The organism is Micromonospora sp. NPDC023814, assembly GCF_040639595.1.
Classification (GTDB): Bacteria; Actinomycetota; Actinomycetes; order Mycobacteriales; family Micromonosporaceae; genus Micromonospora.
Window position 1 is genome coordinate 56572 of the sequence record NZ_JBFAAF010000017.1, and the last position, 21023, is coordinate 77594.

18 protein-coding genes are annotated in these 21023 nt (G+C 76.7%); 10 read left to right on the forward strand and 8 right to left on the reverse strand.

Features of this window, described 5'->3' with window-relative positions:
• Positions 1-5: 5 nt before the first annotated feature.
• The 5 genes from AB0G14_RS12220 to AB0G14_RS12240 all read left to right on the forward strand — a co-directional run bounded on the left by AB0G14_RS12220 (position 6) and on the right by AB0G14_RS12240 (position 6523).
• Complete coding sequence (locus AB0G14_RS12220) at positions 6-1154, forward strand: exonuclease SbcCD subunit D (protein WP_350711643.1); 1149 nt, start codon at positions 6-8, stop codon at positions 1152-1154.
• The gene (locus tag AB0G14_RS12225; protein ID WP_357696471.1) at positions 1154-3628 is read left to right on the forward strand and encodes an SMC family ATPase; all 2475 of its coding nucleotides are present in this window, start codon (positions 1154-1156) and stop codon (positions 3626-3628) included. The genes AB0G14_RS12220 and AB0G14_RS12225 overlap by 1 nt, the downstream gene beginning before the upstream one ends.
• A 49-nt stretch (positions 3629-3677) precedes the next feature.
• Positions 3678-4637: a hypothetical protein gene (locus AB0G14_RS12230; protein ID WP_357696473.1), complete on the forward strand. Its 960-nt coding sequence runs from the start codon at positions 3678-3680 to the stop codon at positions 4635-4637.
• Positions 4637-5494: a fused MFS/spermidine synthase gene (locus AB0G14_RS12235; RefSeq protein WP_357696475.1), complete on the forward strand. Its 858-nt coding sequence runs from the start codon at positions 4637-4639 to the stop codon at positions 5492-5494. The genes AB0G14_RS12230 and AB0G14_RS12235 overlap by 1 nt, the downstream gene beginning before the upstream one ends.
• A 108-nt stretch (positions 5495-5602) precedes the next feature.
• Positions 5603-6523 carry a DNA-3-methyladenine glycosylase 2 family protein gene (locus AB0G14_RS12240; protein ID WP_357696477.1) on the forward strand — a complete coding sequence of 307 codons (921 nt, stop codon included), beginning with the start codon at positions 5603-5605 and terminating at the stop codon, positions 6521-6523.
• Positions 6524-6603: 80 nt separating this feature from the next.
• Here the strand turns inward: AB0G14_RS12240 and AB0G14_RS12245 are convergent, their stop codons facing one another.
• Complete coding sequence (locus AB0G14_RS12245) at positions 6604-7107, reverse strand: DUF1990 domain-containing protein (RefSeq protein WP_357696479.1); 504 nt, start codon at positions 7105-7107, stop codon at positions 6604-6606.
• A gap of 77 nt (positions 7108-7184) precedes the next feature.
• Here AB0G14_RS12245 and AB0G14_RS12250 point away from each other — a divergent pair, with 77 nt between their 5' ends.
• Positions 7185-7676: a GNAT family N-acetyltransferase gene (locus AB0G14_RS12250; protein ID WP_357696481.1), complete on the forward strand. Its 492-nt coding sequence runs from the start codon at positions 7185-7187 to the stop codon at positions 7674-7676.
• Here the strand turns inward: AB0G14_RS12250 and AB0G14_RS12255 are convergent.
• Entirely contained in the window at positions 7651-8073 is a 423-nt protein-coding gene (locus tag AB0G14_RS12255; protein WP_357696483.1) for an SRPBCC family protein, read from the reverse strand. The genes AB0G14_RS12250 and AB0G14_RS12255 overlap by 26 nt on opposite strands.
• A gap of 141 nt (positions 8074-8214) precedes the next feature.
• Complete coding sequence (locus AB0G14_RS12260) at positions 8215-8427, reverse strand: hypothetical protein (RefSeq protein ID WP_357453842.1); 213 nt, start codon at positions 8425-8427, stop codon at positions 8215-8217.
• A gap of 136 nt (positions 8428-8563) precedes the next feature.
• Here AB0G14_RS12260 and AB0G14_RS12265 point away from each other — a divergent pair, with 136 nt between their 5' ends.
• Positions 8564-9676, forward strand: coding sequence for an ATP-dependent DNA ligase (locus AB0G14_RS12265; RefSeq protein ID WP_357696485.1), 1113 nt, complete (start codon positions 8564-8566; stop codon positions 9674-9676).
• Positions 9677-9730: 54 nt separating this feature from the next.
• Positions 9731-11293 (forward strand): alpha/beta hydrolase, encoded by a 1563-nt coding sequence (locus AB0G14_RS12270; protein WP_357696582.1) that lies wholly within the window; start codon positions 9731-9733, stop codon positions 11291-11293.
• Here AB0G14_RS12270 and AB0G14_RS12275 read toward each other — a convergent pair.
• Positions 11220-11732 (reverse strand): potassium channel family protein, encoded by a 513-nt coding sequence (locus AB0G14_RS12275; RefSeq protein ID WP_357696488.1) that lies wholly within the window; start codon positions 11730-11732, stop codon positions 11220-11222. The genes AB0G14_RS12270 and AB0G14_RS12275 overlap by 74 nt on opposite strands.
• Positions 11733-11805: 73 nt before the next feature.
• On the opposite strand from AB0G14_RS12275, the gene AB0G14_RS12280 reads away from it, so the two are divergent.
• A complete protein-coding gene (locus tag AB0G14_RS12280) occupies positions 11806-12258 on the forward strand; it encodes a GNAT family N-acetyltransferase (RefSeq protein ID WP_357696490.1) in 453 nt (150 codons plus the stop codon).
• Positions 12259-12467: 209 nt separating this feature from the next.
• Positions 12468-13004 carry a hypothetical protein gene (locus AB0G14_RS12285; protein WP_357696492.1) on the forward strand — a complete coding sequence of 179 codons (537 nt, stop codon included), beginning with the start codon at positions 12468-12470 and terminating at the stop codon, positions 13002-13004.
• Between the two features lie 91 nt (positions 13005-13095).
• Here AB0G14_RS12285 and AB0G14_RS12290 read toward each other — a convergent pair whose 3' ends face one another.
• The 4 genes from AB0G14_RS12290 to AB0G14_RS12305 all read right to left on the reverse strand — a co-directional run bounded on the left by AB0G14_RS12290 (position 13096) and on the right by AB0G14_RS12305 (position 20949).
• Positions 13096-13938, reverse strand: a complete 843-nt coding sequence (locus AB0G14_RS12290) for an ABC transporter ATP-binding protein (RefSeq protein ID WP_357696494.1) — start codon at positions 13936-13938, stop codon at positions 13096-13098.
• Positions 13939-14008: 70 nt separating this feature from the next.
• Positions 14009-15007: an ABC transporter ATP-binding protein gene (locus tag AB0G14_RS12295; RefSeq protein WP_357696496.1), complete on the reverse strand. Its 999-nt coding sequence runs from the start codon at positions 15005-15007 to the stop codon at positions 14009-14011.
• 1 nt (position 15008) lies between these two features.
• Positions 15009-17750 (reverse strand): FtsX-like permease family protein, encoded by a 2742-nt coding sequence (locus tag AB0G14_RS12300; protein ID WP_357696498.1) that lies wholly within the window; start codon positions 17748-17750, stop codon positions 15009-15011.
• A 4-nt stretch (positions 17751-17754) separates the two neighbouring features.
• A complete protein-coding gene (locus AB0G14_RS12305; RefSeq protein WP_357696500.1) occupies positions 17755-20949 on the reverse strand; it encodes an FtsX-like permease family protein in 3195 nt (1064 codons plus the stop codon).
• Between the last annotated feature and the right edge of the window lie 74 nt (positions 20950-21023).

The following is a 21023-nucleotide window of genomic DNA, read 5'->3' on the forward strand; positions in this document are numbered from 1 at the left end:
AACCCGTGAAGATCCTGCACACCTCCGACTGGCACGTCGGCAAGGTCCTCAAGGGCCAGTCGCGGGCCGAGGAGCACAAGCAGGTCCTCGCCGGGGTGATCGACGTCGCCCGGGCCGAGCGGCCCGACCTGGTCATCGTCGCCGGTGACCTCTACGACACCGCCGCGCCGACGCCCGAGGCCACCCGGCTGGTCACCCGGGCCCTGACCGCGTTGCGCCGCACCGGCGCCGACGTGGTGGCGATCGGCGGCAACCACGACAACGGCCAGGCCCTCGACGCGCTGCGCCCCTGGGCCGAGGCGGCCGGGATCACGCTGCGCGGCGGCGTCCGGGAGAACCCGGACGAGCACGTCGTCGACGGCACCACGGCCGGCGGCGAGCGTTGGCGGCTGGCCGCGCTGCCGTTCCTCTCCCAGCGCTACGCCATCCGGGCCGTGGAGATGTACGAGCTGACCGCCGCCGAGGCCACCCAGACGTACGCCGACCACCTGGGCCGGGTGCTGGGCCGGCTGACCGAGAGCTTCACCGAGCCGGACCGGGTGCACCTGGTCACCGCCCACCTGACCGTGGTCGGCGCGGCGACCGGCGGCGGCGAGCGGGACGCGCACACCGTGCTCGGCTACGCCGTGCCGGCGACCGTCTTCCCGGGCACCGCGCACTACGTGGCGCTGGGCCACCTGCACCGCTCGCAGCGGGTCCAGGGCCCCTGCCCGATCCGCTACAGCGGCAGCCCACTCGCCGTCGACTTCGGCGAGCAGGAGAACGTGCCGTCGGTGACGGTCGTCGAGGTCACCGCGACCACGGCGGCGCAGGTCCGCGAGGTGCCGGTCGTCGCGGCGGCCACGCTGCGCACGGTCCGGGGCACCCTGGCCCAGCTCGCCGAGATGGACGTGCCGGACGCCTGGCTGCGGGTGTACGTGCGGGAGCAGCCCCGCGCCGGGCTGCGCGAGGAGGTGCAGGAGCTGCTCCCCCGCGCCCTGGAGATCCGCATCGACCCCGAGCTGGTGCCCGCCCCGGGCGGCGGCGCCCGGGTGGCGCAGCGGGCCGGCCGCTCGCCCCGGCAGCTCTTCGCCGACTACCTGGACAGCCGGGGGCACACCGACGACGGGGTGCGGGAGCTCTTCGACGAACTGTTCGAGGAGGTCGACCACTGATGCGGCCGATGCGGCTGGACATGGCGGGCTTCACCGTCTTCCGGGACGAGACGACGATCGACTTCACCGACGCCGACTTCTTCGCCCTGGTGGGGCCGACCGGCTCGGGCAAGTCGACGGTGCTGGACGCGATCTGCTTCGTCCTCTACGGCACGGTGCCCCGCTGGGGCGGCACCCGGGGGCTGGCCAACGCCCTCGCGCCGTCGGCCACCGAGGCGCGAGTGCGACTGGTCTTCGAGTCCGGCGGGTCCCGCTACGTGGCGACCCGGGTGGTGCGCCGGGACGGGCGGGGCAACGTCAAGACGGCCAACGCCGGGTTGCAGCTCATGCCGGCCGGCTTCGACGTGACCAAGCTCGACACCGGGCTGAGCCCCGACGACCTCGGCGAGGTGGTGGCCGGCACCCCCGCCGAGATGGAGCAGGCGGTGCTGGAGGCGGTCGGGCTGCCGTACGAGCAGTTCACCAGCTGCGTGGTGCTGCCGCAGGGGCAGTTCGCGGACTTCCTGCACGCCAAGCCGGCCACCCGGCAGCAGATCCTGGTGAACCTGCTCGGTCTCGGGGTCTACGAGGAGGTGCAGAAGAAGGCGACCGCGCGGGCCGCGCAGGCCGAGGCGAAGCTGGAGGCGGTCGACCAGGCGCTGGCCGGGCTCGCCGACGTCGACGACGCCGCGCTGGCGGCGGCGACCGGGCAGGTCGACCGGATGCGGGAGCTGGTCGGGGCGGTGGCGGCGGCCGTACCGGAGCTGGCGACGGCCCGGGAGGCGGCGCGCGAGGCGGGTGCGGCGCTGGCCGCGCTCGACGCCGACCTGGCGGTGCTGTCCGCCGTGCGCGCGCCGGACGGGGTGGCGGAGGTGGCCCGGGCGGTGGCGTCGGCGCGGGCGGGCGCGGACGAGGCGGCGACGGCGGTGTCGCTGGCCGAGGAGCGGGAGGAGAAGCTCCGCGGCGAGCTGGCCGCGGCGGGCGACGAGAGCGCGCTGCGGCTGCTGCTGCGGGCGTACACCGACCGGGAGAAGCTGGCCGGCGAGGCGGAGACGGTCCGCGCGGCGGTGGACACGGCGCGGGGCGAGCACGCGGCGGCGGTGACCGCGCTGACGCAGGCGCGGGCGGCGGCCGAGCGGGCCGAGGCCGAGTTGGAGGCCGCCTTCCGGGCCCACGAGGAGGCCAAGGCGACCGACCAGGCGGTGGCGCTGCGGGCGCACCTGCACGACGGGGCGACCTGCCCGGTCTGCGAGCAGACGGTGGCGAGGGTGCCGGCGGTGCCGGCGGACTCGGCGGTCGCCGCCGCCACGGCGGCGGGCCGGGCGGCGCGGGCCGCCACGAAGGCCGCGCAGGCGGTGGTGGCGGAGCGCGACGCCGCGGCCCGCGAGCTGGAGCGGGTGCTGGTGCGGGCGCGGGCCCGGCAGGACCAGCTGGACGCCCGGCTGGCCGAGCTGGACGGGCAACTGGCCGGGGCGGCGGAGCCGGCGGTGCTGCGCCGCGAGCTGGACGACCACGCGCGGCTGCGCCGGGCGCTGGACGAGTCGGCGGCGGCGGTGCGGGCCGGCCGGGAGGCGGCCCGCCGGGCCCGGGCGGCGGTGGACGCCGCCGAGGAGCGACTGCGCGCGACCTGGCGGGCGTTCGACGCCGCCCGCGACGGGCTGGCCCGGTTCGGGCCGCCGGCGGCCGACCGCGACGACCTCGGCGCGGCGTGGGCGGCCCTCACCGGGTGGGCCGACGCGGAGGCGGAGCGCCGCCGCACCGAGCGGGCGGGGCGGGCCGCCGCGGTGGCGGAGGCCGAGGCGGTGGCGGCCGGCGTCGGCGAGCGCATCGCGGGCTTCTTCGCCGCCGCCGGGCTGCCGGCCACCGACGATCCGGTACGCGCCGCCGACCGCGCCCTGGAGCGGGCCGAGGGCGACCTGCGCGAGCTGGAGCGCCGCCGCGAGCAGGCCGGCGGGCTGCGCGAGCAGCGGGCCGGGTACGAGCACGAGGCGCAGGTGGCCCGAGCCCTCGCGGGGCACCTGCGGGCCAACAACTTCGAGCGGTGGCTGCTGGCCGAGGCGTTGGACCTGCTGGTCGAGGGCGCGTCGGGCATCCTGCGGGAGCTGTCCGGCGGGCAGTACGACCTGGTGCACGACAAGGGCGAGTTCTTCGTCGTCGACCACCACGACGCCGGGCTGCGCCGGGGCGTGCGCACCCTGTCCGGCGGCGAGACCTTCCAGGCGTCGCTGGCGCTGGCGCTCGCGTTGTCCGAGCAGCTCGCCGGCATGTCCACCACCGCGGCGAGCCTGGAGTCGATCGTGCTCGACGAGGGCTTCGGCACGCTGGACGCGGCCACCCTGGACACGGTGGCCGCCACCCTGGAGAGCCTGGCCGCGCGGGGCGACCGGATGGTCGGGGTGGTCACCCACGTGCCGGCGCTGGCCGAGCGCATCCCGGTCCGCTACGAGGTCAGCAAGGACGCCCGGTCGGCCCGCGTCGAGCGGACCGGCCGGTGAACGGGGGCCGCCGCGGCGTCCCCCGGGCCACGACGGGAGGCTCGCCCCGGTGACCGATCCCCGGTTCTTCGTCGACGCCTGGGATCCGGCGTACGGGGCCTCGTTCGAGGCGTCCGGCGGCGGTCCCGCCGCGCCGAGCAGCGCCCAGGTCGACGCGGACGCCGAGCTGCCCGCGGTGGACTGGCGGGCCATCGGGCCCCGCCCCGGGGTGCGCGCCCCCGACGTGGTGCTGCTGGTCGACGGGGTGCGCCGGATCGACGCGAGCGTCTGGACGGCGGAGGACGACGGCGCCTCCTTTCCCGGCCTGGCCGCCTCGTACGCCGCCGGGGTGGTCCGGTGCGACCTGGAGCGCGGCGCGGCGCGGCTCGCCGGCGCGAAGGTCGGCCGGGGCCTGTTCACCGCCAGCCCGTCGGCGGTGGACGTGGTCGCCGGCAGCGTCCGCTACCCGGTGCACCGGGTCAGCGGCACGGGCGAGCTGAGCAAACTCCCTGCCGCCGTGCAGGGGCCGCTGACCGCGCTGGAGGTGGAGGTCTCCGGGGCGGCCCGCACCGACGGCGACCTGCTGGTGGTGGACGGCCCGCTGCGCAACCGGCGGCAGCTGCCGCGCACGCTGGGCTACATCAAGACGCAGCACAGCCAGTACCTGGACGCCCGGCTGACGGCGGTGGTCACCGGGCTGGCGGCCGGCGAGCGGTCCCCCGTGTTCAAGCTCGGCACGGCCTGGGGCGGCTGGTCGTGGTATCTGCGGCTGCCGGTGGCCCTCGGCGCGCCGTGGGCGGGCATCGTCCGGATGGAGTGCTCCGCCGAACTGGGCGTCGACGAGGCGGTGGAGCTGGCCGACCTGTCGCTGGTGACGCTGCCCCGGTTCGCCTCCACCCCGTACAAGGACCCGCGGGCACCGCAGAACCTCATCCCGATCGCGGGCCTGGAGCGCCGCCTGCGGGCGCTGCTCGGCGACGCGCGGCTGCTGCACCGGGTGCTCACCGCCGCCGCCCGGGCCCGCCGCTGATGGGGCGCAGGCGGGGCGCCGAGACGGTGGCCGCGGGGGTGGACACCGGGCTGGCCGAGCTGGTGCCGGATCCGGACCGGCCGGGGTCGTGGACCCTGCTGCTGGACGACGCGCCGCAGTCGCACGTGGACCTGGCCGACCCCACGCACCTGGAGTTCGAGTACGTCCGGCGGCTGGCCGCCGCGATCGACCTGGTGGCCCCGGCCGGTGCGCCGCTGCGGGTGCTGCACCTCGGCGGCGGGGCGCTGACCCTGCCCCGCTACGTGGCCGCCACCCGGCCCGGCTCCACCCAGCGGGTGGTCGAGGTGGACGGTGCGCTGGTGGAGCTGGTCCGCCGCGCCCTGCCGTGGCCGGCGGACTTCCGGCTCAAGGTGCGGGTGGCCGACGCCCGCGAGGTGCTCGCCGCCAGCCGGGACGCCGGCTACGACGTGGTGGTCGCCGACGTGTTCGCCGGCGCGCGCACCCCGGCCCACCTCACCTCGGTGGAGTACGCCGCCGAGGTGGCCCGGGTGCTGCGCCCCGACGGCTGCTACCTGGCCAACGTCGCCGACGGCCCGCCGCTGCGTCACGCGCGGGCGCAGGTCGCCACGGTCCGGTCGGTGCTGCCCCGGGCCTGCCTGGTCGGGGACGCCGCCGTGCTGCGCGGGCGCCGCTACGGCAACCTGGTGCTCGTGGCGAGCCGGGTCGAGCCGCCGGTGCCGGAGCTGACCCGGCGCGCCGCCGGGGACTGGTTCCCCGGCCGGGTGCTGGCCGGCGAGGAGCTGGACCGGTTCGCCGGCGGAGCCCCGGTGGTCCGCGACGCCGACGCCACCGACTCGACCCCGCCGCCGCCCGGAATCTTCTCCGTGCGCCGTTGATCCGTTCGCGGGGCCCTGCGTACCCCACCGGCGGCCGTGCCGAGCGGGGACGACCGGCGTACCGGCGGTGCCGCCGGTCACGGGACCGGGGCGTGACAGCATGGGCGGGTGACCGGGACCGAACCCTCCGCCCGCCGGGAGCTGCGCCCGCCGGCCGGCTACCGGCTGGCCGCGTCGGTCCGGGCGCTGACCTTCAGCGCGTACGACCCCTGTGCGCGCGTCGCGGCGGGCACCTTCTGGTGGGCCACCCGCACCCCCGACGGGCCGGCCACCCTCGCCCTGCGGCCGGCCGGCGGCGGCCTGCTCGCCGAGGGCTACGGCCCGGGCGCCGACTGGGTGGTGGAGCGGGCGGACGCGGTCGCGGGGCTGCGCGACGACCTCGGCGGGTTCGCGGAACTCGCCGCCGGCCACCCCGTGGTGGCGCGGCTGGCGGCCCAGCACCGGGGGCTGCGGATGCCGGCCACCGGTCAGGTCTTCCCCCGGCTGCTCCGGGCGGTCTTCGAGCAGAAGGTGACCGGCAAGGAGGCGTACCGCGCGTACGCCGCGACGGTGCGGCACTTCCGCGAGGCGGCGCCCGGGCCGATGCAGCCGCTGCTGCTGCCGCCGGAGCCGGCGGCGGTGGCCGCCACCCCGTACTGGGTGTTCCACCCGTTCGGGGTGGAGCAGCGCCGGGCCGACACGCTGCGCCGCGCCGCCGCCGTCGCGGACCGGTTGGAGCGCTGCGCGGACTCCGCCGAAGCCACCCGCCGGCTCACCGCCATCGCCGGCATCGGGCCGTGGACCGCCGCCGAGGTGGTGCGGATCGCGTACGGGGACCCGGACGCGGTCAGCGTCGGCGACTTCCACGTGCCGAACACGGTGTCCTGGGCGCTCGCGGGCGAGCCGCGCGGCGACGACGCCCGGATGCTGGCGCTGCTGGAGCCGTTCCGGGGGCACCGGGGCCGGGTCTGCGTGCTGCTGGAGGCCGGGGGCGTCCAGGCCCCGAAGTACGGCCCCCGGATGCCGATCCGCTCCTTCGCCCGGTACTGACCGACCGCCGCCGCGGCGCTGTTCTGGCCGCCGGATGCCGCCCGGCGGCCGCGGCACGGTGTCGTGGACGGGGTGCGCGGTCAGGACCGGGCGCAGAGGCGGCGCAGGGTGCGGCCGAGCCACCAGGCGTACGCGTGCTGGAAGGCCCGGCCGGCCGGCCCGGCCACCCGCATGACCCAGCGGTCCGGGCGGCTGAACGCGACCACCTCGAACCAGACGCGGCCGGCGGCGTCGCGGCTGACCACGAAGGCCTCCTCGCCGCTGGCCGGGTGCCCGGGCAGCGTGCCGTACCCGAAGCCGGCCCGCCGGTCGTCGTCGACGGCCCAGACCACCTCGCAGGGCGCGGCCAGCCGCAGCGGGCCGACGCCCAGCCGGGAGACCACCCGCACCCCGGGCGCGGCGCGGTCGGCCGCCGCGTCCATCCGGATGCCGGCCGCCCGGTGCAGGCGCCAGCCGAGCACCGCCGCGCCGGCGGCGGCGAAGCAGGAGTCGGGCAGCCGCACCCGGTGCCGCACGTGTCGCCAGCCGGGCGGCAGGTCCCCGGTGCGGGTGGCGCCGACGTGCGGATAGGTCAGTGCCGGCACGGCGCGCACCCCCGGGGCTCGACGGATCACCGCCAGCGTACGGGCGGCGCGGCGGGGCCGTGTGGTTGGCTGTCGGCGTGATCGAGCCGCGCATCGCCCCCGCCGACGTACCGGACGCCGGCGAGATCCTCACGGTGCAGCGCGCCGCGTACCTCGTGGAGGCCCAGCGCTACGCCGACCCGTTCCTGCCGCCGCTGACCGAGACCCTGGAGGAGGTGCGGGCCGCGCTGGCGGGACCGGCGACGGTGCTCACCGCCCGGCTCGGCCACCGGCTGGTCGGCTCGGTGCGGGCGCACGTCGACGGCGACACCGCGCACGTCGGCCGCCTCGCCGTCGCCCCCGACCAGCAGGGCCGGGGCGTCGGCGGGCGGCTGCTACGGGCGGTCGAGGCGGCCTGCGCCGCCCGCGTGCGCCGCTTCGCGCTCTTCACCGGGGCCGACAGCGAGCAGAACCTGCGGCTGTACCACCGGCACGGCTACCGCGTGGTCGGGCACCGGCCGGACCCGAACGGCCACCGGCTGGCCCTGCTGGAGAAGGCCGTGGTCAGTCCCGCTCGCAGCGACGCCTGAGCCCGTCGGCCTCCATCCGCAGGTAGCGGCGCGTCAGGTCGCCGTAGAGCCAGCCGACCGGACCGGCCAGCGGCCCGGACTGTGCGAGCACCAGCTCGACCCGGCTGCGCCCGTCGGCCAGCGGCAGCACCCGGTGTTCGGCCAGGGTGCGCACGCCGGGGCTGCGCGACACCCAGGCGAAGGAGTGCCCCTCGGTCAGCTCGGTGACCCGCCAGACGGCCGGCCGCAGCTTCGGCTGCTCCAGCCTGACGGTGGCGCCCACCGCGAGCGGCCCCGGCTCCCCCCGCCAGGCCCGGCGCACCGAGGGCGTCCACTCCGGCCACCGCTCGACGTCGACCAGCACCGCCCAGACCCGTCCGGGCTCGGCGGCCACCTCCGTACCGGCCTCGAACCGCATCGCGCCCCCCTCCCGGGCGGCGCCCCGCGCGCCGCGCCCACCGGTGACGACGCTGCCCGGCGGATCGTGACAGCGGCATCCGCCGACCGGTCGGTCGCCGCCGGTCCGGCCGGCCACCGCCGGCTGCGGGCGCCCCGGGGGTCAGGCGGCCTCGCGCAGGTCGGCCAGCCCCAGGGGGGTACGCCGGCGCAGCAGCTCCTCCAGTTCCGCCACCGAGCCGACCTCGCCGAGCACGTCCTTGCCCCCGCCGAACCGGGCGGGGTAGCGGCGCACGAGCCGGTAGCGGTGGCGGCCCCGGATCAGCTCGACGCTCACCCGCCACCGACCGCAGCATCCGCAGACCCACTCCGACACCCCGCGAAAGTAGCTCTGAGCTGGGGTTTTCCGATTCGCCCGGGCGAGGACGAGGGGCGCGTGGGGGGACACGCCGCCTGCCGCCCGGCCGTGATCTGCCTCACGACTGTCGGTGCCGTCTGGTTGACTTGTCGCCGTGAAGTTGCCGATCAGTCCACCGGTCGAGCCGATGCTGGCCAAGAGCGTCCCGCGGATCCCCACCGCGTCCGGGATGACGTACGAGCCGAAGTGGGACGGCTTCCGGTGCATCGTGTTCCGCGACGGCGACGAGGTGGAGCTGTCCAGCCGGGGCGGCAAGTCGATGACCCGCTACTTCCCGGAGGTGGTCGAGCAGGCCCGCCGTCAGCTGCCCGAGCGGTGCGCGGTCGACGGCGAGCTGATCGTGATCCGGCGGGACGGCCCGGGCGGGCAGCCCCGACTCGACTTCGAGCTGCTGGCCCAGCGCGTCCACCCGGCCGCCTCCCGGGTGCGGCTGCTGGCCGAGACGACGCCGGCCGACTTCGTCGCCTTCGACCTGCTCCTCCTCGACGACGAGACGCTGCTCGACCAGCCCTATCCGCAGCGGCGGGCCCTGCTGGAGGCGGCCCTGGCCGGGGTGCGCCCGCCGGTGCACGTCACCCAGGTCACCACCGACGTCGACACCGCCCACCGCTGGTTCGACGTCTTCGAGGGCGCCGGCCTGGATGGCCTGATCGCCAAGCCGGCCGACCTGCCCTACGAGCCGGGCAAGCGGCTCATGTTCAAGGTCAAGCACGCCCGCACCGCCGACGTGGTGGTGGCCGGGTTCCGGTGGCACAAGTCGGGCCCGGTGGTCGGCTCGCTCCTGCTCGGGCTCTACGACGACGCGGGCGTGCTGCACCACGTCGGGGTGAGCGCCTCGTTCACCATGGCCCGCCGCGCCGAGCTGCTGGAGGAGCTGGAGCCCTACCGGGACGCCGGCGCCGACCACCCGTGGGTGCACGGCGACCACGAGCGCGGCCAGCGCCTGCCCGGCGGGGTCAGCCGCTGGACCGGCACCCGCAACCTCGAGTGGGAGCCGCTGCGCCCCGAGCTGGTGGTAGAGGTCGGCTACGACGCGATGGAGGGCGACCGGTTCCGGCACACCGCCCGGTTCGTCCGGTGGCGGCCCGACCGCGAGCCCGGCTCCTGCCGCTACGACCAGCTCGACCGGCCGGTCCGGTTCGATGTGGACCAGGTGCTCCGCGGCGACCCGACGGTGACGGTGGGCTCCGCCGCGGGCCCGGCGTAGCCTGGCCGTCGAATCGATCACGGAGGCCCGCTCGTGACCCGCACTTCCGCCCGGATCCGCCGGTTCCGGCTCACCCTGGCCGGCCTGGCCGCCGCCGCGCTGCTCGCCGCCGGCTGCACCCTCCCGGCGTTCGCCCCCCGGACGGACGTCGAGGGCGAGGCCGCCGCGCCGGGCGCCGCGCCGACCTGGCGGCCCTGCCCCGAGGTGGCCGAGGAGCTGGTCGGGCGGAGCGCGCCGAACATGCGCTACGAGTGCGCGCGGATCAAGGTGCCGCGTGACTGGGGCACGGGCGGCGCGGCCGGCACCGGCCCGGGCGCCGGGCAGACCTTCGAGATCGCGCTGCTGCGCGCCCGGTCGACGAAGCAGCGCGAGCGGATCGGCTCGCTGGTCGTCAACCCGGGCGGGCCGGGCGGCTCCGGGGTGGACACGGCGGTCTACCTCTCCTACGGGCCGGCGTTCGGCGGCCTGCCCGCCTCGGTCACCGACCGGTTCGACATCGTCGGCTTCGACCCGCGCGGGGTGTCCCGCTCCAGCCCGGTGAAGTGCATTCCGGATGCCGACCTGGACGCGAGCTTCGGCTACGACCCCGACCCGCGCAGCCAGGAGTCCTTCGACGGGTTCGTGGCGCTCAACCAGCGGATCGGGCGCGGCTGCGGCGACCGCTACGGCGACCAGTTGCCGCTCTACGGCACCGAGCAGGCCGCTCGGGACATGGACGCGGTCCGCGCGGCCGTCGGCGACGACAAGCTGACCTACCTCGGCTACTCCTACGGCACCCTGCTCGGCGCCACCTATGCGCAGCTCTACCCGCAGCACGTCCGGGCGATGGTGCTCGACGGCGCGATCGACCCGAAGCAGGGTCTGGTCGCCGGCTCGGAGAGCCAGGCCAAGGGCTTCGAGCGGGCCTTCGACAACTTCACCCGGTGGTGCGCCGCCAACGCCGGCCGCTGCCCGATCGCCCCGGACGCCCGCGCCACGGTCACCTCGGCGATCGACAAGGCGCGGGTGTCCCCGGTGCGCGGCGACGACGGCCGGGAGGCCACCCCCGGCTGGGTCTTCTACGCGATCATCTCCTCGCTCTACACCGAGCAGGGGTGGCAGGAGCTGGCCCGCGCCATCGACGAGCTGGCGGGCGGCGACCCGACGGACGTGTTCCGCCTCGCCGACGCGTACGCCGACCGGGACTCCGACGGGCACTACTCGAACCTGTTCGACGCCAACCTGGCCGTCAACTGCGCGGACGAGGAGGAGAAGCCGAGCCGGGAGCGGATCCGCCAGTTCCAGTCGCAGTGGCGGGCGAAGTACCCGCTGTTCGGCCCGTCGCTGGCCGTCGGCATGCTCTCCTGCACCGAGTGGCCGGGCGGCCGCGACCCGTACCCGACGGGCCGGGCCGACGGGGCGCCGCCGATCCTGGTGGTGGGCACCACCGGCGACCCGGCGACGCCCTACGAGCAGACCGGCAAGCTGGCCGAGATGCTCGGCGTCGGCCGGGTGCTCACCTGGGAGGGTGAGGGGCACACCGCCTACCCGCAGACCTCCTGCATCACCGAGGCGGTCGACGCCTACCTGATCGACCTGACCGTGCCCAGGGAGGGGCTGCGCTGCCCGGCCCGCTGACCGGCCGCTCCGGCGGCAGGTCGGGCAGCTCGATGCCCTGCCGCGCGGCGATCTCCTCCAGCAGCGCCCGCATCCGCCGAACGTCGGCCTTGAGTTCCTCCTGCTCGTCGTGCTCGAAGGCGTCGTCGTCGACGATCAGCTGGCTGGCGAAGTGCGCGGTGATCAACGGGATGACCAGCAGCACCATGGTCGAGATGAGCAGCGCGGCGAGGGCCCGGCCCTGCCAGCTGACCGGTGAGATGTCGCCGTACCCGACGGTGGACGCGGTCACCACCGCCCACCAGACCGCGTCCGCCGCCGTTCGGTTCTCCACCTGGCCGTAGATGACGCCGGCCACCACGATCATCAGCAGGTAGGAGATGATCAACGTCCGGGGCGAGTTGGCGAACCAGACCAGTGCCCGGTAGATCCACCGGAACGGCAGCAGCAGGACGTCCATGAGCCATCATGCTGCCCGGTGCCGGCAAGCGCCGCCCCCGCATCGCCGCACATCGTTGTGTCACGCTGGCGGCATGAGCGACGTGATCTTCCGGGAGGCGGTCCGGGCCGACCTGCCCGCCGTGCTGGCCCTGCTCGCCGACGACGTGCTCGGGAAGTCCCGGGACTTCACGGAGGTCGACGACGCGTACGAGAGGGCGTTCGCCGACATCGCCGCCGATCCGCGCAACCAGCTCATCGTGGCCGACGCGGACGGTGAGGTGGTCGGCTGCATGCAGCTCACCTACATTCCCGGGCTCGGCCGGCACGGCGCGGAGCGGCAGCTCGTCGAGGCCGTCCGCGTCCGCTCGGACCGGCGCGGGCGGGGCTTCGGCCGGCAGATGATGACCTGGGCCGTCGACCAGGCGAAGCAGCGCGGCTGCGCCCTGGTGCAGCTCACCACCGACAAGACCCGCCACGACGCCCACCGCTTCTACCTCGGCCTCGGCTTCGTGGCCAGCCACGAGGGCATGAAGCTTCCGCTCTGACCTCGGGCCCGGCCCGCCGGCCCCCGCCTTCCGCGATCCGCACGGTGACCCGGACCGGGACGCTCCCCCGCCTTCCGCTATCCGCACGGTGACCCGGGACCGCGGGAACGCTCCCCCGCGTCGGGGAGTCGGTTCACCCACTGGCGGGGTGGCGGACGGTCCTCGGCCGGCGAGGCTGGAGCGGCAGCCGCCGAGGAACGGAGTCCGTCATGAGCACCGCCATCGCCCCCGCCCCGTCAGGTCACGTCCGGGACGGACGACCGGCACCGCGGTGGGCGGTGCGGACCGCCCGGCTGATTCCCCTGGTCACCCTCCCGTCGGGGCTGTGGCGCGTCGCGCTGGTGGCCGGCGTCCCGATCGGCGTGCTCGTGAACGGCGAGCCGGTCCGGCTCGGCGGTTGGGAGGTCGTCTACATCCTGTCGCTGAGCGTGGTCCAGGAGGCGCTGGCGCTGCTCTCGCTCGGACTGGTCCGGCCGTGGGGCGAGACCTTCCCGCGCTGGCTGCCGCTGGTCGGCGGCCGGCGGGTGCCGCCGTCGTTCGCCGTCACCGCGGCCACCGCGGGCGGCGTCGCGCTCATCCTGATCTGGGGGTACGCCGCGACCGGCGTGCTCCTGCGTGGCGGCGAGTTTGGCTTCTCCCCGGGCGGGTTGGCGCTGCTGGTGGCCTGCTACGCCCCGCTGCTGCTCTGGGGTCCGCTGCTGCTCGCGCTCACCGCGGCCTACCACCGGCGCCGTTGCCGGGACTGAGTGCGCAACGCGCTCGGCGCCCGGTCGCCTCGTTCGCCCTGATCGCCGGCACCCGGGGTCCGCACCGCACGTCGGTGCGGACCCGCCCCGGTCAGCCGTCGACCAGGCGGCCGTCGCGGAGGGTGAGGACGCGGTCGGCGAGGTCGATCAGGGCCGGGTCGTGGGTGGCGACCAGCGCGGTCATGCCCCGCGCGTGCACGACCGCCCGGATCAGGTCCATGATCGAGCGGCCGGTCTCCGAGTCGAGCTGGCCGGTGGGCTCGTCGGCGATCAGCAGGTCGGGCTCGTTGGCCAGGGCCCGGGCCACCGCCACCCGCTGCTGCTGCCCGCCCGACAGCTCGTACGGCCGCTGCGCGGCGTGCCCGCCCAGGCCGACCAGCTCCAGCAGCACCGCCACCCGCTCCTCCCGCTCGGCCGCCGGCACCCGCGCCAGCCGCAGCGGCACGCCGACGTTCTCGGCGGCGGAGAGGATCGGCACCAGCCCGAAGGTCTGGAACACGAAACCGACGATGCCCCGGCGCAGCTCCAGCAGCTCCCGCTCGCCGGCCCCGGTCACGTCGTGCCCCGCCACCACCACCCGGCCCGAGTCGGGCCGGTCCAGCCCGCCGACCAGGTTCAGCAGGGTGGTCTTGCCCGCCCCGGAGCGGCCCCGTACGGCGACCAGCTCGCCCCGCCCGGCGGAGAAGGACACCTCCCGCACGGCGTGCACCGCGTGCTCACCGCGGCCGAACGTGCGGCTGACCTCCGCCACCCGGACCACCTCGTCGGTGACCGCGACGCCCGCCACGCTTCCGCCGGGCCGCCCGTCCGCGACGGCCCCGGAGCGCCCGTGCGCGACGTGTCCGGGCCGCCCGTCCGTCGCCGTCCCGCCGGAGCGCCCGTCGACCGTCGCCCCGTCGTACCGGCCGTCCGCCATCACGTCCCGCTCGCTCATGATCCCGCCCCGCTGCGCTCGGCGCGGCCGACCGGCTCGGCCACGCGGTACCGACTGATTCCTGGCCCGCTCACTGCGTCGCCTCCCGCTCGTCCCGCGCCCGGTCGCCCGGCCGCACCTCCACGTGGTCCGGCTCCAGGTTGAGCCGCACCCGGTCCCGCAGCGACAGGGCGTCGACGAACGACGCCGGCAGCTGCATCCGGCCGGTGCGGTCGAGCACGGCGTACTCCTCGCTGACCAGCTCGGTGCTGCCGTCCGCGCCGATCCGCGCGGTCCGGCGTACCTCGGAGGCGGTCCGGCCGTCGCGGATCGCGACGGTCCGGCGGACCTGGGTGGCCACGGCGTGGTCGTGGGTGACCACCACGATGGTGACGCCGAGTTCGGCGTTGATGGTGCGCAGCGCCCCGAACACCTCGGCGCCGGTCGCCTCGTCCAGCTCACCGGTCGGCTCGTCGGCGAAGAGCACCTCGGGGTCGTTGGCCACCGCCACCGCCACCGCGCAGCGCTGCTGCTCGCCGCCGCTGAGCTGCCCCGGCCGCCGGTCGGCGCAGTGGCCCACGCCGACCAGGTCGAGCAGTTCCCGGGCCCGCTCGCGGTGGGCCTGCCGGCCGCCCCGCCGACCGGCCAGCCGCATCGGCAGCTCGACGTTCTCCAGCGCGGTCAGGTACGGCAGCAGGTTGCGGCCGGTCTGCTGCCACACGAACCCCACCATGTCACGCCGGTAGCTCAGTCTCCGCCGTGCGGAGAGGTTGAGCAGGTCGTAGTCGCCCACGCGGGCGATGCCGGCGGTGGGGGTGTCCAGCCCGGAGAGGATGTTCAGCAGGGTCGACTTGCCGGAACCGGAGGCGCCCACGATCGCCACCAGCTCGCCCCGGTCGATGACCAGGTCGAGCCCCTGCAGCGCGACCACCTCCACCCCCTCGGTCTTGAAGATCCGGACCAGCCCGTCGCAGACGATGTGCCCGCGCAACAGGTCCCGGCCACCGGCCCGCTCCGCCGCACGCTCGGCGGCCCGCTGTTGCAGGGCGGCCAGGTCCGGCACGGCGGTGGTCTCCGCGGTAGCGGTCATGTCAGCTCTCCTCTCCGAGCCGGAGCACCTCGCCGAGGCGCATCCGGCGGTTGTTCAGGGCCTCGACGGCGACCGCGAAGCCGAGGGCGACCGCCCCCAACGCGACGACCCCCGCCGCCAGGCCGGGCTCGAACGCCACCTGGACCTCCACGCCGTCGGTGAAGGCGGACAGGCCGAGCACCGGGGTGAGCAGCAGCGGCAACACCGTGCCGACCAGCGCGCCGGTCACCACCGAGACGCCCACCAGCGGGGCCAGTTCCACCACCAGCAGCCCGCGCCACTGGCGCCGGGACAGGCCGAGGGTGCGCAGCCGGGACAGCACCTGGCCGCGCTCCCGGGCGCCGGCGAGCACCGTGAAGGCGATCGCGAGCAGGCCGAGCGCCGTCCCGCCGGCCGCGCCGGCGAGGAAGCCGAAGGCGAGCACCCCGTTCGCGCCGCCCTCGCCCACCTGCCGACGGGTGTCCGCGAAGGTCAGCACCTCCACGCCGCGCGGGCGCTCGCCGCCGGTGATCGTCCCGCCCGTCTGGAAGCGGGACTGCCCGGCGTCGCCGACCCGGCGCAGCGCCTCGGCGTCCAGCCCGTCGCCGACGACCAGGAAGCCCGTCGGCACGGCGGCGTAGTCCCGGCGGGGCAACGACTGCCAGGGCAGGATGACGAACCGGCTGTTGCCCGCGCGCAGCAGCGGGAAGCTCTCCGCCCGCTCGGCGACCCGGAACTCGTACCGCTGGCCCTGGGCGCTGACGAAGGCAGAGCCGTCCAGTCCGGCGTCGGCCAACTCGGCGGCGACCGTCGGGGAGACCACCGCGGGCAGCGGGCCGGTTCCCCCGCCGGGGGTGAGCAGCGCCGCGGGTACCGTCACGTCGACGTCGGCCTGGCTGACCATCCGGGCCAGGGCGGGGCCGTCGACCATGAGCACGGTGACGCTGCCGAGCCTGGTGTCGGTGCCGACCGCGTCCTTCGTCAGGCGCTGGCCCGCCTCGTGCAGCACGGGGCTCGCGGCGCGCACCCCCGGCAGCCGCTCCAACTCGGCGCCCGTGTCCGGGGCGATCCGCTCCCCCAGGATCAGGGCGTCGGCGGGGACCGCCCGACTGGCGGCCCGGTCCCGGCTCGCCTCGATCCCGGCGGCCGTCACCGCGCAGAACGCCGCCGTCGCGATGGCCAGCACGACGACCACCAGCGGCACGGCGACGACCGACCGGCCGGCCCGGGCGGTACCGAGGAAGGCGACGCTGCCCCGGGCGCGGGCGGCGAGCCGGCTGACCAGCCGCAGCGGCCACGGGTACAACCGCATCGCGACCACCGCCGCGGCGACGGCCAGCAGCACCGGGACCGAGACCAGCAGCGGGTCGACCTCGCCGGGAGTGAGGCCACGGCGGCGCAGCAGCACGACCGCGAGACCCGCGAGGACCAGCAGGCCCGCCTCCACCGTGAGCCGACGCGCGGTGGGGCGCGACCGGACCAGGTCGCGCCGCCCGGTGCCGCCGGTGGAGACGGCGAGGGTGGCCACCGGCAGCGCCGACACCACCAGGACGGTCGCGGCGAGCGCGAGCCACCAGGTCTGCCCGGGCGCTCCGGGGGCGAGGCCGCCGAGCAGCCAACCGAGTACGGCGGCGGGCGGCACCGCCAGCAGCGACTCGGCCAGGCTACGGCCCGCGTTCGCGGTGGCCGACCCGCCCCGGGCGCGCAGCAGCACGAACTCCGCCCGGCGTCGGCGCACCAGCAGCCCGGCGGCCAGCACGACGAGCCCCGCCAGCGTGGCCAGCACGCCCGCGGCGATCACCCCGAGCACCGTCCGGGCGCTGTCCACCTCGGCGGCGAACTCTCGCAGCGGAATGTCCACCCCCTGGACGAAGTTGCGGCCGGCCGCCTCCCGGGTCATCTGCTGAAGTCCGTCGATCACCTGGTCCAGCTCTCGGACGTCCATCCCGTCGGCGCCCAGCCGGTAGCGCCAACTGAACGACATCAGCCAGCCGTCGGCGGCCTGGCGGTTCAGCACGGCGCCGTCGACGACCCCGACGGCGATGAAAGGTTCGCCGTCGCCCACCGGTTCGACGGCCCGCAGCAGCGGCGGCAGTCCGTCCCAGAACCCGTCGGCGGCCTCGCGGGGCTGGAAGAGACCGACCACGGCGACCCGGACCGGGGGCAGGGGTTCGGGCATCTCCGGTGGGGCGATGGTGAGCCGGCTGCCGAGCCGCAGGTTCAGCTTGCCGGCGACGTCGGCGGCAAGCGCCACCTGCACCGGCTGGTCCTCCGGCGCGTCGGCCGGCCAGCGCCCCTCGACCAGCGTGCCGGCCGTCTCGATCCCTGACACGGCGCGCAGGCCGAGGTGGACCAGGAGGTTCTTCGCCGCCAGGTCCGGGCCCCGCACCCGGCTGGCCGGGGTCTCCGCGGCGAACCACCGCTGTTCGACCAGCCCCCGCACGACCGGCGGCATCCCGGCCTCCAGCGTCGCCAGGTCGCGCTGACGCGCGGCCACCGGGGAATAGCCGTCGCTCTTCGCGAGGAGCGGCCCCGTCGAGTACGTCACGTCCCGCTGCTGCGCCGGCACTGCGCCCAGGTGGGCCCGTAGTCCCTGCTCGGCGTGCGCGTTGACGACCCGGGGCACGCCGCTGATCACCAGTGTGGCGACCAGCGTCAGCGCCGCGAGGAGCAGGAACTGTCCGCCGTACGCCCGCACGCGTCGGGCGACCGCCCCGATGCTCACCACGCCCCGTCTCCGCTCCTGGTCGTCCCTACGCTCCACCCGGTCACCGGTCTCCCCCGATCCGCAACTGCGCCACGGCCACCCGCTGCCGGATGCCGAGGGCGATGAACGCGCTGAAGGCGAGTGCCGCCAGCAGCAGGCCGAGCGCGGTCAGGCCGATGGGCAGCCAGGGCACCACGAAGGCGGCCTCCGGCACCGGCCGACCTGCGGACGGCGTGAGGATGACCAGCGGGGCCATGGTCGCGCCGACCGCGGCGCCCAGCAGCAGGCCGACCCCGACCCCGATGCCGGCCAGGAAGGTCTGCTCGGCCAGCAGCGCCCGGGCCAGCAGCCGGGGGCTGGCGCCGAGCGTGTGCAGCACGGCGAACTCCCCCAGCCGGTGCCGGGCGGTCGCCCAGACGTCGACGACCAGGCCGACCAGCGCCAGCAGCACCGAGCCGAGCGCGGCGGCGAGCAGCCCGGTGCGGGCCCCCTGCCAGTACGGGTCGCCGGCGGCCCGCTCGGCCACCTCCCGCCGGTCGAGCAGCGTGGTGCCGGCCAGTTCGGCCGCCCCACGGGCCGCCTCGACGTGGCCGTCGCCGTCGGTGCCCAGCCACCACTCCGCGACCGGCCGGATGGCGCCCCGGTCCCGGATCAGCCAGTCCGTCGCCGCCGACAGGTCCAGCAGCACGCCCTCGCCGGCCGTGGACGGCACCGCGTCCAGCTCGCCGACCAGCGTGACCGGCAGCGTCGCGCCGGACAGCACGAGGTTGACCGTGTCCCCGGTCTTCAGGCTCAGCGCGTCGCGTACCGCCGGGGTCATCAGCGCGGGCACCGGCCGGTTCTCGCCGGCCGGCACGACCGCGAAGCGGCTCGACGGCTGGAACGCGTACCGGCCGCCCGCCAGGTATTCGACCTCCCGCTCGGCGACCAGGCCGGTGGCCTCGACCGCCGCGCCGGCCGGCTTGCCCTGGCCGTCGACGGCCACCCACCCGCCGGCCAGCGACGCCGGTCGGGCCGCGCCGTCGGCGCCGACCAGCCGCAGGTCCGACACCTCCAGGCGGTACGCCCGCCCGCGCGCGTCCCCCGCGTCGATCTCGAATCCGGACAGCCGCAGGGTGCCCGCCCCGTCGGGGACGGCGACGGTGAACGGCACCGGCCGGCCGTCGCTGCCGCTGCTGCCCGCCGGAAGCCGGAAGGCCAGCCCGTCCGCCCGGGTCAGCAGCACCCAGAGACCGATCTGGTGCGGCGTGACGGCGCCCCGCACGGGCGTACGCACCGTGCCGGTGAGGGAGCGGGTGCCCGCGGGCAGGTCCATGCCGGCCGGCGCGCCGCGCGCCCGGGTCAGCCGGTCCAGCAGCGCCGGCACCGGCTCGTCGGCCAGTCGCTCGTTGAGCCGCAGCACGCCGGCCGCGCCCGCGGCGTCCAGGCTCACCACCGTCGTCGGCAGGTCGTCGCGGCCGAGGCGGATCTCGTCCCGCCAGGCCGGCAGCACCCCGTCAACGCCGGGCAGCGCGCCGACCTGACCGGCCCGGTCGTCGGGCGCCGCGCCGGTGCGCTCGACGACCCGCAGGTCGGCGCCGACGGTGTGCTCGGCCTGGTCGGCCTGCGACCGCTCCCCCGTCGTCACCAGCGACCAGGCCAGGGTGCTGCCGCCGACGGCGAGGGCGAGCAGCAGCACCGGGCCGGCGTGCGGGCGCCGGCCGGCCTGCCACATGCCGAACATCGTCGCCGTCCACGGCCGGCGGTCGACGAACCGCTCGGCGAACCGGGTCGCTGGCGGCAGCAGCCGCAGCGCCACGACCGCGCCGGCGAGCACGCCCAGCGTCGGCGCGGCGACCAGCAGCGGGTCGACCCCGAGCCGCCCGCCGGCCCCGGTGACCGGCGAGGAGTACTGGCGCAGCTGCGTCCAGGCCAGCACCGCGAAGCCGACCAGCACCAGGTCGAGGCTGGCCCGTTGGACGGTCGCGGCGCGGGTGGGACGGGACCGGGCCGCCATGTCGGCGACGTACGTGCCGGCCCCCCGCAGCGTCGGGACGACCATCGCGACCAGGCAGCCGGCGGCGGTGGCGGCCGCGGCGGCCCAGACCAGCGTGGTGTTCTCGGGGGAGAGCGCCAACGGGGCGGCGCCGTCGGTGCCCACGTGCCGCAGCGCCTCGCCGGCGATCAGGGGCCCCAGCACGCCGGCGGGCAGGACGACCAGCGCCGCCTCCCGGGCCGCCAGGCCGGCCAGTTGCCGCCGGGCGGCGCCGCGGGCCCGGAGCAGGGCGGTCTGGCCCCGCCGGTCCTCGTGCAGCAGGGCGGCGACCAGCACCAGCGCGTACCCGCCGAGGACCACGATCAGCAGCAGCGGGGTGGCCAGCGAGGAACGCCCGACCAGGTCGGCCCGGGCGACGCGGTCGAGCAGCCGGTCGATCGCCGTGACGGTCTGGGCCGAGGAGCCCAGCCCGGCCGCCTCGGGCACCTCGGCGACGGCAGCGCTCAGCGCCGCCCGCACGTCGAGCAGCCGGCCGGCGCGGGCCACGGCCGCGAGGTCCGGCTCGACCACCCAGGACGCCGACACCGCGCCCGGGTAGGTCGCGACGAAGTCGGCCCGGTCCAGCACGAAGGGCCCGTACGAGGTGCCGGAGTCCGCCGCGCTGCCGGCGCCCACCCCGGGGGCCAGCAGCCAGTACGGGTCGGCCGCGTCGCGCGGGCGCCACGTCCCGACGAGCACCACCTCGCTGGTCCGCTCGGACCTGCGGTCCAGCATCGGCACCCGGTCGCCGATGGCCATCCCGAGCGCGCTGGCGACCTTCTCCGGCAACGTCACCTGCACGGGGGACGCCCCGGGGACGGGCCACGCGCCGCCGACCAACTCCGCGTGGCGGGGCAGGTCGTCGAGGGTCGCGAGGCTGGCGAAGACCGGGTCGTCGTCCTCCCGGACCACCGGGCCGAGGTCGCCGGTCAGCTCACGGCCACCGCCGTAGCGGGCGGCGTCGACGGTGATCGGCGCACCGCCGAGACCGGCGGCGAAGCCGTCGCGGACCGCCCGGTCCCGGGTGGCGAACTCGGTCGCGTCCCGGCCGGCCGCACCGCTGACCAGGATGCTGCGCTCCTCGAAGGACGCCCCGGTGAGCAGGGTGCGCTGGCCGGCCTCGACGGCCCGGCGGTTGTAGTCGGAGAGGCCGGTGACCAACGCGACCGCCACCAGGGCCGCGACCACCGCCGCGAGCAGCAGCCCGCGCGCCTCGTGGGCCCGCCTCCACACCAGCTTCATCCGATGCCCTCCCCTGGCCCGGTGTCGGGCCGACGATCAGGGAGAGGGGTGACGGTCCGGGAAAGGTTCGCGCC